Raw genomic sequence first — 12,871 nt, 5'->3', positions numbered from 1 at the left:
AGTTCTATTATACCGCCAGCAGCCCCGCAAATCAATGATGGGTTTGGAAAACCTTATGTCCCGGCTTCCTCACTCTCCCGCTTGTCGGCGTACTTGCGGAACACCTCATAAAGCTGCTGTTCCAGTTCCCGGCGTTTGGCTGCTTCCTGTTCCGGCGTGAACACCGGGGAGAGATTTTCCAGTGTGATTTCCTTTCCCTGAAAAGTCACGATTTCGATTTCCTTTTTGTATCTGATATTACTTATAAGATCACCTTTCCTTTCCATGCTGCCGCTGTTGCCGTTTCAGTTCCGCTAAAATCTCCGGCGGGATACGGTCAACCAGCCGCCGCATATCGTCCAGTTCGCTTTTTAACTTCGCCCGTTCCATCGTGTCATTCATCTTGCCTTTTTCGCTGGCCTTTGCCCTGACTTCCAGCTTTTCATTTTCCGCTAACAAGTCATTGATTGTGACCTTGTATTTTTTCAGTTGCCCGGAGAAGTTCTCCATCTGCGGAAACCACTTTTTCAGCATGGAGAGGGCTTCCTCTTTCTTCTTTCCGGCGTTCAGCGGGGTAATGCCGGAGAGAACCGCTTCAATGGCCCTCGCCTGTTTGGAGAGGTTGACCGCCTGTTTGAACAGCCGGGTGGGGATATGCTTCCGGCCCGTCTTGCTGGCGCTTTCCCCACGCTCCAGGTCGGGGTACTGCTCCACCATACAGGCGTGAAAATCGTCCTGCCACTTCGTCAGATTGGCCCGGTTGCCGATAATTTCTTTGGCGCACAGGCGGTTGTCCTTTGTCAGCGGCACAAAGACCAAGTGCAGATGGGGCGTTTTTTCATCCATGTGTACCATAGCCGAAACGATGTTCTCCCGGCCCACCCGGTCAATGAGGAAGTCCGCCGCCCTCTGGAAGTAGGCCGCTATCTCCTTTGGGGACTTGCCCTTGAAAAACTCCGGGCTGGCGGTAATCAGCGTGTCCACAAACCGAGTGCTGTCCTTGCGGGTGCGGCATCTGGCCTGCTCGATGCGGCTCTGAATGAAATGGTAGTAGCGGCCATCCGGCTTGACGATGTGGAAATTGTACTTGCTCCGGCTGGTGTCAATGTCCGGGTTGCTGGCGTACTGCTCCTTTTTCCGTTCATGGTGGGCTTCCAGCGGCCCCGCCGGGTGGCCCTTGTGCTTCTCAAATCGCAAAATTGCGTGTTGTGCCATTGAACTCCTTTCCCCATTCCATTCCTTTCCGGCGGGTTTTCCCGCCGAAAATATCTCTGATAGGATTGGAATGGAATGAATGTAAATAGATGGTTTTAATCTCTGTATTTCTATATACCGTCAGATTTCCGTACTTCAAGAGGATTGATTTTCGTACTCGCCAAGTACGGTTTTCAGCCCTCCGGCGTACCATAACCGGATTTCTTGAAGTCGGTGTTTGGAACCGCTTCATAGGATTTCGGGTAAATGCGGTTGGGTTTTCCACAGCCCTGTTTCTGGATTTCCACCAGCCCCGCATACTGCAACTCCCGCAGGGTGTTGACCGCTTTCTGCCGCCCGCAGCGGAGCAAAGCGACCACCTCGCAGATGGGGTAGTACAGGTAGACCCGCCCGTACTCGTCCGCCCAGCCGTTCTTCCGGGACAACTCCGCCCGGCGCAGGACAAAGGCATACAGCACCTTCGCTTCGTTGCTCAAGGGCTGGAATGTGGGTGCTTCAAAAAGGAAATTGGGGAGCCGGGTGAAACTGAACGCCTTTTCCGGCTGGTGAATATAAATCGTGTTTGTCATAGCGTGTTTTGTGGACGGTTAGAGGCCCGTTTTCCGGGGCGAATGATAAATGATACCAGCCGCCCCGGTTGAGGGCTTGCGGAGCCTTGCAAATCAAGGCTTTTCCCGCTCTTAACTGTCCACAGCAGACCTCCTTTTCCGTTCACTTTCTGTTTTCTGCCGCCTGTGAACTCTGGCGGCGCAGTCCGGGCAGTATTTGCCCCGGTTGGACTTCGGGACGAACACACCGCCGCACTCCGCACAGCGTTTCAAGTCCCTGTCCCGGTAAATCTCCGCTTCCAGCGTCCTGTCCAGCGGCAAGACCGCCCAGCGGAACCACTTGCAGCAGACGGAGAACGAAATCATCTGCGGACAGGCGCAGGTGTCGCCATCGTCCAGCGCAAGGCAGTTTCCGTCCTCGCAGTTGCAGCACTCCCGGCGTATCAGGCCGCTGGCTCGTCTCTTCTGGGGCGGGGTTATGCGGTAGGGGGAGCCGTCCGGCCTGTGTTCCAGCGGCGGCAGGTGTTGATAGGGTCTTTTGCTCATGCGTCCCTCCGTTTTCTTTGGCGTGTTCTGTTTCCAAGGTGCTTGTCCATCGATGAACTATCCCAAGTCTACACCTTTTTGACCGCCTGTGCCGTATATCCAAGAGGTAGGAAATCAGCCTGAAAAACTCCCTATTTCCACGCTCTCGGATTTGTGATATAATCAAAAAAAGATAAAAGACAAATTCAGGTTTCTGGTCTTCTTGCACAAAATAAAGGAGGAGCTATTATGCAAATTGTTTATATTCCAAGCGAATCAATGTCTGTTCAAGGTAAAAAAGATGAAATCTATAAAAGATATGGGAAAGACTGGAATATTAGAGAACAGGGAGGAGGTAACGGAAATTGGTTGTTGACCAGAAAAAGTGATGTGCTTGTAGATGGAAAAAGTTATCGTACTTTTGTACTTGAACACTACGGTAAATCCAAGCTGACAGCGAAGCTTGTTGATAAATTTCGTGAAGATGTAGCAAATGGTAAAATAAAACTGTAAATGCCTATGCCGTTATGCTATGAGCATAGTACATAGCATAACGGCTTCTCTTTCGTTGAGCTAGCAAGGAGGGTGAATATGTCTTTATCCATACAAGAGCGATTAAAAGACCTACGTGTGGAGCGTGGCTTGACGCTGGGGCAGCTTGCGGAGCAGACCGGGCTTTCCAAGTCTGCGCTGGGCAGTTACGAAACGGAAGACTTCAAGGACATCAGCCACTATGCCCTTATCCGGCTGGCGAAGTTTTACGGTGTGACCGCTGATTATCTGCTGGGGCTGTCTGAAATGAAAAATCACCCAAACGCCGATCTTGCAGACCTGCGTTTGAGTGATGAAATGATTGACCTGCTGAAAAGCGGGAGGATAGACAATACCCTGCTGTGTGAGCTGGCGGCGCACCCGGATTTCCCCCGGCTGATGGCTGACCTTGAAATCTATGTGAACGGAACGGCACTGAAACAGGCGCAGGGTGCAAACGCCATAGTGGACACGATGAGCGCAACTGTTATAAAAAAGCATAATCCTGGCATGAGTGATACGCAGTTAAGACAGCTTATCACCGCCCATATTGATGAGGACGAGTTTTGCCGCTATGTGATACAACGGGACATAAACGGGATTGCCCTTGCTCTGCGGGAAACACACAAGGACGATTTTTTCAGCGTCCCAGAGGATAACCCGCTAAAAGAAATGCTGGAAACTGCTGGTGAAATCGTCAGCCAGGACAGCGACACGGAACAAGCGTACTTGGCGTTTATCTGCAAACGGCTCAAGCTGAATTTTAGGAAGCTGTCAGTAGAAGAACGGAAGTGGCTGAAAAAGATTGCGGAAAAATCCGACTTGCTGAAGAATCCAAAACCGCAGAGAGGACGAAGATAAAAAATGCCTGAACGGCGGTTCTGGTTTTTCAGAACCACCATCCAGGCATTTTGTTTAGTAATAGAAAAAGGTGCAGTTGATTATTGCGTATTGTCAATCTCTCTCAAACCGGGTAGTAAAAATACGGCAAGCGCAACGATGATAATGCCAATTCCGCAAATGACAAACCATTTCTCAACTCCCAGCCGCTCCGCCAGAGGCCCGGAAATGACAAGGCCAAACGGCATGGCGAGGGAAGCGGCGCTTGTCAGTAGAGAAAAAACTCTCCCCAGATATTCTGGTTTGACCGTTTCTTGAAAAATCGCATTTTGCACACCGTAAAATGGAGCGGAAATTCCCATAACAGTACAGCACACAACAAAGACAAGAAATGCGTCTGGCGGCAAAAGCCCGGAGAGCATATTGCTAACGCCCATCAGGAGAACGGAAAGACCGATGGTGTACCGCCGTTTCTTAAAACCGCCCCAAATGCTCAGAATGACTCCGCCAAGCAGCATACCAACCGCAAAAGCAATTTCAGCGGCAGAGGCATGGGCCGGTGTTCCTTTGAAGTATGACATACAGATGAGAGGAAAAAGCGTACTGATTGGCATATAAAAGAACATATAAATTACACCAATCCAGAGCAGAGCAAAGAGGCCCCTGTTTTGCTTTAATACCACATACCCCTCTTTCATATCCTGTAAAAACTGTTGTCTTTTCGTTTCTGGACATAGTTCAGGCGTTGGTATGGACGAAATCGCAACAGTCACACAGGCAAGGATTGCACCCACAATATCTAACAATATAATTGCATTAAGAGGCCAAACAGCATATAAAAACGCTGCGGCAGCTGGACTGATAATCGCACTTACTGCTTGCATGGTCTGCGTGTAACCAGCGCATTTTGTAAGTTCCTCTTTTGGCACAATCATAGGTGTTGCTGCGCTGAATGCTGGAGAATGAAAAGCAGTTCCCGCACTTCGGATTAACAGGACAACCATAATAGACCATACGGGCAATTCCATGTAAAACGCCACCAGCGCCAGAATACCGCCAGCGGCGGCAATTATCAAATCCGCACCAATCATTACGCTTTTACGGCTGTGCCGGTCAACAAAAGCACCTGCAAACGGGCCTAAACAGGCTTGCGGCAAAAATCCAATCAGTGTTGCCGCCGTCAATATGATTGCAGAATTAGTTTTCGCAACCAAATAAAAGATAATGGCCATTTGCAAAATACCGCTGCTAATAAAGGATATTGCTTGTCCGGCAAGAAGTGTAAAATAAGTTTTTCTCCATGAATTGTTGTTTTGGGTCATAATGCGAACCTCCTTTTTTATTGCATTGTTCCTTTGTTTCTGCAATAAAAAGCAGGCGTTGTCCCACAGAGAGGGCAGACGCCTGCATAACAACAAAGCACGAAAAAACACCACGATACAGTTCAAAGACTGCTCGTGTCAAACCTACGTGTTCCTTTGCATACGCACGCAAAAAAAGCCCACCATCATGTGGAAAGGTACTTCTACTTTTTATTGCTTATTAGCGTACACAAATTAACACACGTAAGCCTCCTTCCAATCTCAAACTGTCGCACAGTATAACACACATCCGATAGACTTGTCAACCATTTTTAACCTTGTTTTCCATCTTGTTTTTCCATCTCTTACGGGCAGTAGCAAAGCCAGGCGAGCCAGTCAACGGTCAAGATGAACGGCGCTTTCAGCGCCGCCGTTGACAGTCTCGCCCGTCTTTGCTAATGGGTAATCAAGGCGGGAAAGCCATTTTAGGGCTTTCCCGCCCATTTCAATTTTGGGAGAAGAAAGGCCCCAAAATGAACGAGTGCGGCCAAACACTTTTAGGGATTGGCCACCTTGTCCACCCATCCAGCGGGGCGGCGGGGAACGGTCAAGGCCGGGCGTCAGCCCATTCATTTCAGCCTTGACGGTTTCCTGCCGTCCTGCTACTTTTCCCGGAGTGTGGCCACACATCTGGTCACGGTGTCCAGAGCTTTGGGACTTTTTGTCCCATAGGCCGGGGGCGGAGGACGAGGGACGGGGGCTTTCATAATACGCCCTGTCTGCTGCTGAAATCAGCCCTTTGTTTCCGGCTTACCAGCCCCAAACAAAGCCCTGCTTTCCTGCCGCGTCAAATGCCCTTGCCCTCCCCGGCGGCAACGGTATTTTCAGGGCAACGCCGACAGAGCGTATAACACACTACACTTTGCTCCGCAAAGTCGTGTGCCAAATGGGGCGCTGCCCCCTTTGGAAACCCCCGCAACAAACAGGTGCTATGCACCCAGCCGGGAGCATAGCGCCGTTTGTTGTCAGCAGCCCGTTTCACGGTCTGCGTGTAGTTCCTTGTAAACTGACCTAACTGTCATATAAAATAATTCTTGTAAAGAATGCCAACGTTGGAACCCACCCATTGAGAATGTAAAAGGAGCTGACGCTTTTTATGGGCAATGAAGCCATCGCCGCTTTGCGGTCCCGCGCCAGAGGCAAAAAGTGGGAATCCTATAAACTGTTCCTGCTGGCCCTGCCGGTTATTATCTATATCTTTGTGTTCAAGTATATGCCCCTGTGGGGCTGGTCCTACGCCTTTTTCTCCTACAAACCAGGCCTCTCCCTCAGCCAGTGCGACTTTGTCGGACTGCAAAACTTTCAGAACCTGTTCGGCAACGCTGTCATGCGGGACAACCTGTTCCGGGTGCTGCGCAACACCTTCGGCATTCAGATCCTCAATTATATCCTGATGCCGGTGCCCATGCTGTTCGCGATCTTCCTCAGCGAGATCAAGAGCAAGCGTTTTCAGAAGCTGGTCCAGACGGTCACTACGTTGCCCCACTTCATCAGCTGGGTCATCATGTTCTCACTGGCCTCCAGCATCTTTGGTTCCTCTGGCCTCATCAATTCCATGATCCACGAGATGGGTTTTGAGCAGACCATCAATATCCTCACCACCGACCAGCACGTCTGGCTCACCCAGGCTCTGCTCAACCTGTGGAAGTCCATGGGCTGGAATGCCATCGTTTACTTCGCAGCCATTACCGGCCTGGACCAGCAGGTCTATGAGGCCGCCGAGATCGACGGCGCCAACCGCTGGCAGAAAATCACCCGCATTACCATCCCCCTGCTGATGCCTACCTTCTTTGTACTGCTGGTCATCAACATCGGCAACTTCCTCAACTCCGGCATCGACCAGTTCCTGGCTTTCAGCAACGCACTGAACATGAGTCATATTGAGGTTCTGGACCTGTACGTCTATAACCTGGGTATTGGCAGCGGCCAGATTTCCTTCAGCGTTGCCGTCGGCATCATGAAATCGGTTGTCGCAGTCATCCTTTTTGCGTCGGCAAACTTTGCCTCCAAGAAGATTCGCGGCACCAGCGTATTCTAAGGAGGAACAGCTATGACTGGAATTCTCAACCGCAAGTCCCCAACAGACCAGGGTGCTCACCGCCATATCCGCATGACGACCGAGGACAAGATTTACAACGTCATCTTTACCATCCTGTTCGCCATTGTGGCCCTGATCTGCGTGTATCCCTTCTATTACCTCATCATCTGCACCATCAGCGACCAGCAGGCGGTCAACCTCAACAAGGTGTTCCTACTGCCCACTGGCATCAACTTCCAGAATTACATCGAGATCTTCCAGGTGGAGGGTCTGGCTCAGGCGGCCTTTATCTCGGTGGCCCGCACCGTCATTACCACCGCTCTGAGTCTGGTATTCACTTCCTACGCCGCCTACATCTTCACCAAACCCAATATGTGGGGCCATACTTTCTGGTATCGTTTTGTGGTGGTGACCATGTACTTTTCGGCCGGCATGATTCCCATCTACCTGAATAACAAGCTGCTGGGTCTGACCAATACGTTCTGGATTTATGTTGTACCCCTGTGCCTGTCGGTGTACAATATGGTTCTGGTCAAGACCTCCATTGAGTCTATGAGCCCCGAGCTGGAGGAATCGGCCTATCTGGACGGCGCAGGCTACCTGACGCGGTTCTTCCGCATCGTTCTGCCCCTGCAAGGCCCCATCCTGGCCACGGTATCCCTCTTTACAGCGGTGAACCAGTGGAACGACTTCTTTACCACCCAGATGTACATCACCAACACCAAACTGTACACCCTGCAATTCCTGCTGTATGAGCTGCTGAACCAGGTTACCGCAGCGGCAAACCAGATCGCCAACGAAAACCCCTACGCCACCATCACCCCGGTGGGTATCCGGCTTACCCTCACGGCTGTGGTCACCATCCCCATCATCTGCGTGTATCCCTTTGTCCAGAAATTCTACGTCAAGGGCATTATGGTGGGCGCCGTCAAGGGCTGATTGATTTCGTATCTGTACCGGTAAAAATAGAGAGAAAGGAACTTTATCATGAAAAAGATTTCGCGCCGTAAGTTTATGAAAATCATGGGTGCCGCCTCGGCTGCCGGGGTTCTGGCCGCCTGCGGCGGGTCGGATTCCACTGCCGCCAGCTCGGGTTCCGGTGCTGCCTCGGGCGGGACCCCCACCATTACCTTCTATCCCAGCGCCGCCAATGTGTCTTCGGGCACAGTGGGCGGCTACAAGGGTGAGTTCTTTGCTTCCCGCGGGTTCAACCTGGAGGTCTGGGCCTATTCGGATGAGCGTACCAATGCCATTCTGGCCTCGGGGGATCTGCCGGACGTTATGTTCATCCCGGAGGACAGCCTGGATGTCATGATTCAGGGCGGCATGCTGCTGAACCTGGATGATTATATGGACAAGCTGCCTCACCTGCAGGCTTTCGAGCCGGCAGCCACCGCCCTGAACTATGTCCGTGCCTACAAGAGCGCCGGCACCGAAGGGGTCTACGGCATTCCCACCTCCATCGGCGACAACTACAACAAATACCTTTACCAGGATTCCACCGAGCGCAACGCCGTCAAGCTGCGCTGGGATGTATACGAACAGATCGGTGCGCCTGCCATCAACAGCATGGACGACCTGCTGGACGTGATGGAACAGATGCTGGCCGCCCAGCCCACCGAGGCTGACGGCACCAAAAACTACGGTACCGTCCTCAACAGCGGCTCGGATACCAGCTATTGGGCCTGTATGGTTATGTGGTACCGGATGCAGGGCTACAAGGAGGACCAGCTGTCTTACCTGCTGGAAATGGACATGGTCAACGGCACCGTCTCCTCGATTCTGTCCAAAGACAGCATGTATTACAAGGGACTGCAGTGGTACAATGAGGCCTACCGCCGGGGTCTGGTGGACCCCGACAGCATCAGCAATGACCGTGCCACCCAGAAGATCAAGGTGGATGACGGCTACGCTATGATTCCGTCGGGCTACCTGCCGGGCTGGGCCCCCAAGTATCTGCCCTACTACGTCCCCGGCACCAAAGTCTATTACAATGCAACCCGTCCTTATGGCGATTCTGCCTATATGATCGGCATCAATGCCAAGACCCAGAACCTGGATGCCTGCCTGGCCTATCTGGATATGCTGTGCGACCCCGACGCCTATCTGGTGATCACCTCGGGTCCCGATGGTGAGTTCTGGGAGTCGGACGACCAGGGAAATGCATTCCTGACCGAAGAAGGTCTGGCCTGGCTCACCGATGGACATTCCTCTTTCCAGGATTTCGAGCTGTCTACCGGCGAGAAGATTGAGTACTGGAATACTCCCTGGATCATCTGGAACGGTACCCTGTGCAGCTACGGTGATGGTGAGGGGAACAAGCGGTGCTGCTATACCACTGCCTGGACTGAGATGAACGAAATCAGCACCGACAACGAGCTGTATCATCAGTGGCAGGATACGGTGGGCTATGAAACCTGGGCCGACTGGCTGGCAGCGGAGAACGCCTTTGCCGACACCAGCAAGCTGGATTACATCAGCAGTTTTACTTCTCTGCCTGACGACATGATGCAGCTGACGGTGGACGCCATCCGGGACAAGGTCACCAATGCCAGCTGGCAGATGGTGTATGCTGAGGACCAGGCTTCCTTCGACGCCCTGTGGGACAAGCTGCTGGCCGACTGCGAGGGTCTGGGCGCTCAGGATATTATTGATTGGCGCCTGGCCGACATCGAGAACGCCATCAAGATCCGCGATTCTCTCCAGGCCTGATTCGATAACAAAGGTTTCATGCATTCTGGCAGGTGCTTCTGTATAAACAGACAGAGGCACCTGCCTTTTCAGAAACAGGAAAAATGAAAGGAGAACCTCCATGGAATTGCTGCAGCTGCTGGACCAGCCGGGCAGGGAATACACGCCGTTTCCGTTCTGGTTTTTGAATGATGATCTGAAAGATGAAGAAATCTGCCGCCAGCTGCAAGACTTTGCAGCCCATGGCGTGTATGGTGTGGTGCTGCATCCCCGCATCGGTCTGCCCAAAGAGATGGAATACCTGTCGGAATCGTTTTTCCACGCCATGGAAACAGCTGTCCGGGAGGCTGCCCGACTGGGAATGCAGGTGATCCTCTACGATGAGGGGATGTATCCCTCCGGGTCAGCCTGCGGACAGGTGGTGGCGGCCGATCCTGCGTTTGCCTCCCGGGGCATCGACCTTGTGCCAGCGGAAGAGCCGGGGGACACCGTCCTGGCCCGGACGGCGGAGGGTGTTCTGGTGAGCCGGTTCAGCAAGGGAACCATCCGGGGTATTCATTTTGGCCAGGACGACGGTGAGCCGGATGCACCTCCCAGCACCGATCTGCTGAACCCGGACGCGGTGGATTTGTTTATCCGACTGACCCACGATGCCTACTATCAGCGGCTGAAACCCTGGTTTGGAACAACCATCATTGGATTCTTTACCGACGAGCCCAGCATCCTGGGCCGGAATGCCCGGACGCCATTTCCCTGGACGATGGGGCTGGAAGAGGAATTCACTGCTGCCGGCGGGGTGCTGGAGGATTTGACAGCGCTGTTTCACGGGAAAGAAAACGCGTCTACCCGGCTGTATGAGACGATGATTCTGGAAAAAGAGGGGAGCGTCTATTACCGCCGGCTGTCGGAGTGGTGCGCCGGGCATGGAATTGCCCTGGTGGGTCATCCCCACCGCAGCGATGACATCGAGGTAGAAAAATGGTTTCAGATTCCGGGCCAGGATCTGGCTCTGCGATGGGTGGGGCCGCGGCATAATGCCACGGAAGGAATTGACTCCACTATGGGACATTGCAGTGCGGATGCAGCCCTGCTGATGGGCTGCCGCCGCAATGCCAACGAGTGCTTTGGCGCCTGCAACCGGGACGGCAATCCGTGGCAGCTGTCGGGCGGGGATATCAAGTGGTATCTGGACTGGCTGGCGGTGCGAGGGGTGAACCTGTTCATTCCCCATGCTTTTTACTACAGCATTGAAGGCCCCCGCAAGGGAGAGCGCCCGCCGGATGTGGGGCCTCATAGCATCTGGTGGGGAAGATACCAACTTTGGGCTACCTACATTCGTCGGTTGTCGGCCTTGCTGACCGACACCGAAGTACAGGTACAGGTGGCTTTGCCCTGCCGCAACCGGGATCTTCATCCCGATGTGGCCGCCCGGCTTCAAAAAGCACAAATCAGCTATTGCTATTTGCCCGAGAGCGTTTGGCCGGATTGCCGGATGGAAAGGGGACAGCTGCACTGCCGGGGCCTTGCCTTTAACGCCGTGGCCGGAGACATGGACTTTTTCCCGGAGCTGCCCCATCTGGGCAGTGAGGCCTTTACCCAAGCTGTCACACCTGACTGCCTGTGCAGCCCGGAACAGGAAGAACTTCGGGTGCGCCGCTTCCAGCAGGATGGTGTGGAATGCTGGCTGCTGGTCAACGAAGGCGAGGAGGAACTGGAGGCAGAGATTCGGTTTCCGGGTGCAGATTGCCTTGGCCAGTATGACCTATGGGAAGGAAAGGCTGCCCGCCTGGCGGCAAAGGATACGGCTCCGGTTCGGCTGCCCCGGCGTGGCAGTGTGTTGGTTTTCAGCTGCAGCCGAACCCAATGGGACAGTCTGCCGACTGCGGTGCAGCCAGTGATTCTGCCGGAACAATCTTTCTACCTGGTGGAAGAGCGGCCGGATGCCATCCAAAAGGTTTACCAGACAGAACTGACCGTGTCCAGTGAACTGCTGGAAGCCGAAAGCATCCTGCTGCCGGTCCAGGCGGAGGAAATGTGCGAGCTGACAGTGAATGGCAGGGACGCAGGGGCTGCGTTCTGGTCGCCCTGCCGGTTTGAATTGAAACCGTATCTGCATCTTGGCACCAACAGGCTGCAGCTTACCGTCACTGGCAGCCTGGCCAACCGGTATGGAAATCACCCGGTACCTTATGGGCTGGGGATCAGGGAAATCTTTTGAATCAGCGGCGTAACCGCGAAAGAGAGGATATCATGAGTCTGCTGCAGGATTTGTTCCGCCGAGAGGACCGGCCGGGCCCGGGTGTGGAGCCGAATGAGCCCCGCAAAAAGGGAATCCGCCGCCTGTGGGAAGTATGTACCCGGGATTTGTCCAGCTTTTTTGGAGCAGGTCTGGCAGGCCTGGCGGGGATTCTGCCCTGGATGATGCTGGTTTCTTTGGCTTTGCTGACCCGATCTGTAGCGGGGACGGCTGTAGCGGGAGCGCTGGGGGGAATGATCGCCGCCCCTGAGCTGTGTGCCCTGACCGATTTGATCCTTCGGGGGCTGCGGGATGAGCCTTTTTACGGTTGGAGTGCCTGGCGGAAAGCCTGGAAGGAAAGCCTGAAAGCCGGGCTGCTGCCGGGAGCTGTGCTGGGAGCAGCGGCAGCCCTGGAGCGCTTGGCAGTACAGCTCATTCTGGAAGGAAGCGGCACACCCGGTCTTTTGGGAGGGGTATTGCTGGGCATGGTGATCGGCGTCGGTCTGGCGCTCTATCTGGTAAGCCAGATTGTCTTGTTTGACCAGCCTCTGGGGCGAACCTTGAAAAACAGTGTGCTTTTGTTTCTGCATGGCCTGCCCCGCAGCGTTGGAGCGGCGATTTTGCTGCTGGCCTATGGAGTTGGAATCGGATGGTTTGCGCCAGCATCGTATGTGGTGCTGATTCTGGGCAATGGATGGCTCCCGGCTGCGGCTGCTCTGTTCCTCATCTACCGCCCTATGGAGCAGGCTCTGGATCTGGAAGTTAGAGTTCACAATGCACAGGAACAAAGAAGATAAAACAGTTTGACAAAGCATCCTATTTTGTCTGATTTTGCCGTCGCCCCTCACGCAGGGGCATGAGGGGGTGCTTACAAAAGTCATGACCCCCGGCTTTGCCGGGGGTCATG

At 53.6% G+C, this 12,871-nt stretch carries 12 protein-coding genes; 7 read left to right on the top strand and 5 right to left on the bottom strand.

The genetic code is table 11. The annotated features are described in order from the left end of the window. Nucleotides 1-53: 53 nt before the first annotated feature. From B5F27_RS07455 to B5F27_RS07435, 4 genes are all read right to left on the bottom strand, one after another. Nucleotides 54-266 carry a hypothetical protein gene (locus B5F27_RS07455; RefSeq protein WP_002584948.1) on the bottom strand — a complete coding sequence of 71 codons (213 nt, stop codon included), beginning with the start codon at nucleotides 264-266 and terminating at the stop codon, nucleotides 54-56. Next, nucleotides 250-1,194 (bottom strand): MobV family relaxase, encoded by a 945-nt coding sequence (gene mobV / locus B5F27_RS07450; protein WP_002575862.1) that lies wholly within the window; start codon nucleotides 1,192-1,194, stop codon nucleotides 250-252. The genes B5F27_RS07455 and mobV overlap by 17 nt, the downstream gene beginning before the upstream one ends. A gap of 173 nt (nucleotides 1,195-1,367) precedes the next feature. Beyond that, a complete protein-coding gene (locus B5F27_RS07440) occupies nucleotides 1,368-1,763 on the bottom strand; it encodes a replication initiator protein A (protein ID WP_002575861.1) in 396 nt (131 codons plus the stop codon). 111 nt (nucleotides 1,764-1,874) lie between these two features. After that, nucleotides 1,875-2,288 carry a cysteine-rich VLP domain-containing protein gene (locus tag B5F27_RS07435; RefSeq protein WP_002575860.1) on the bottom strand — a complete coding sequence of 138 codons (414 nt, stop codon included), beginning with the start codon at nucleotides 2,286-2,288 and terminating at the stop codon, nucleotides 1,875-1,877. Between the two features lie 228 nt (nucleotides 2,289-2,516). Between B5F27_RS07435 and B5F27_RS07430 the strand changes: the two genes are divergently transcribed. Next, complete coding sequence (locus B5F27_RS07430) at nucleotides 2,517-2,780, top strand: hypothetical protein (RefSeq protein ID WP_002575859.1); 264 nt, start codon at nucleotides 2,517-2,519, stop codon at nucleotides 2,778-2,780. Between the two features lie 78 nt (nucleotides 2,781-2,858). After that, nucleotides 2,859-3,659: a helix-turn-helix transcriptional regulator gene (locus tag B5F27_RS07425; protein ID WP_002575858.1), complete on the top strand. Its 801-nt coding sequence runs from the start codon at nucleotides 2,859-2,861 to the stop codon at nucleotides 3,657-3,659. Between the two features lie 80 nt (nucleotides 3,660-3,739). On the opposite strand, the gene B5F27_RS07420 is transcribed toward B5F27_RS07425, so the two are convergent. Next, nucleotides 3,740-4,960, bottom strand: a complete 1,221-nt coding sequence (locus B5F27_RS07420; RefSeq protein ID WP_002584949.1) for an MFS transporter — start codon at nucleotides 4,958-4,960, stop codon at nucleotides 3,740-3,742. A 1,135-nt stretch (nucleotides 4,961-6,095) separates the two neighbouring features. On the opposite strand from B5F27_RS07420, the gene B5F27_RS07400 reads away from it, so the two are divergent. The 5 genes from B5F27_RS07400 (at nucleotide 6,096) to B5F27_RS07380 (ending at nucleotide 12,761) form a co-directional block, all read left to right on the top strand. Continuing rightward, entirely contained in the window at nucleotides 6,096-7,037 is a 942-nt protein-coding gene (locus tag B5F27_RS07400; protein ID WP_087365928.1) for an ABC transporter permease subunit, read from the top strand. Between the two features lie 12 nt (nucleotides 7,038-7,049). Next, nucleotides 7,050-7,976: a carbohydrate ABC transporter permease gene (locus tag B5F27_RS07395; protein ID WP_087365925.1), complete on the top strand. Its 927-nt coding sequence runs from the start codon at nucleotides 7,050-7,052 to the stop codon at nucleotides 7,974-7,976. A 48-nt stretch (nucleotides 7,977-8,024) separates the two neighbouring features. Further along, entirely contained in the window at nucleotides 8,025-9,749 is a 1,725-nt protein-coding gene (locus B5F27_RS07390) for a twin-arginine translocation signal domain-containing protein (protein ID WP_087365922.1), read from the top strand. 100 nt (nucleotides 9,750-9,849) lie between these two features. Then, a complete protein-coding gene (locus B5F27_RS07385; RefSeq protein WP_087365920.1) occupies nucleotides 9,850-11,946 on the top strand; it encodes a hypothetical protein in 2,097 nt (698 codons plus the stop codon). A gap of 32 nt (nucleotides 11,947-11,978) precedes the next feature. Next, nucleotides 11,979-12,761 carry a hypothetical protein gene (locus B5F27_RS07380; protein ID WP_087365917.1) on the top strand — a complete coding sequence of 261 codons (783 nt, stop codon included), beginning with the start codon at nucleotides 11,979-11,981 and terminating at the stop codon, nucleotides 12,759-12,761. The last annotated feature ends 110 nt before the right edge of the window (nucleotides 12,762-12,871 follow it).

Origin of the sequence: Faecalibacterium sp. An192, from assembly GCF_002160175.1 — a bacterium.
In the GTDB taxonomy this organism is placed as follows: Bacteria; Bacillota; Clostridia; order Oscillospirales; family Ruminococcaceae; genus Faecalibacterium.
This window is presented reverse-complemented; position numbering and strand designations above follow the sequence as displayed.

Coding starts and splice junctions, on each gene's coding strand:
- B5F27_RS07455 (WP_002584948.1), bottom strand. CDS start 266: ATGGAAAGGAAAGGTGATCTTATAAGTAATATCAGATACAAAAAGGAA.
- mobV (WP_002575862.1), bottom strand. CDS start 1,194: ATGGCACAACACGCAATTTTGCGATTTGAGAAGCACAAGGGCCACCCG.
- B5F27_RS07440 (WP_002575861.1), bottom strand. CDS start 1,763: ATGACAAACACGATTTATATTCACCAGCCGGAAAAGGCGTTCAGTTTC.
- B5F27_RS07435 (WP_002575860.1), bottom strand. CDS start 2,288: ATGAGCAAAAGACCCTATCAACACCTGCCGCCGCTGGAACACAGGCCG.
- B5F27_RS07430 (WP_002575859.1), top strand. CDS start 2,517: ATGCAAATTGTTTATATTCCAAGCGAATCAATGTCTGTTCAAGGTAAA.
- B5F27_RS07425 (WP_002575858.1), top strand. CDS start 2,859: ATGTCTTTATCCATACAAGAGCGATTAAAAGACCTACGTGTGGAGCGT.
- B5F27_RS07420 (WP_002584949.1), bottom strand. CDS start 4,960: ATGACCCAAAACAACAATTCATGGAGAAAAACTTATTTTACACTTCTT.
- B5F27_RS07400 (WP_087365928.1), top strand. CDS start 6,096: ATGGGCAATGAAGCCATCGCCGCTTTGCGGTCCCGCGCCAGAGGCAAA.
- B5F27_RS07395 (WP_087365925.1), top strand. CDS start 7,050: ATGACTGGAATTCTCAACCGCAAGTCCCCAACAGACCAGGGTGCTCAC.
- B5F27_RS07390 (WP_087365922.1), top strand. CDS start 8,025: ATGAAAAAGATTTCGCGCCGTAAGTTTATGAAAATCATGGGTGCCGCC.
- B5F27_RS07385 (WP_087365920.1), top strand. CDS start 9,850: ATGGAATTGCTGCAGCTGCTGGACCAGCCGGGCAGGGAATACACGCCG.
- B5F27_RS07380 (WP_087365917.1), top strand. CDS start 11,979: ATGAGTCTGCTGCAGGATTTGTTCCGCCGAGAGGACCGGCCGGGCCCG.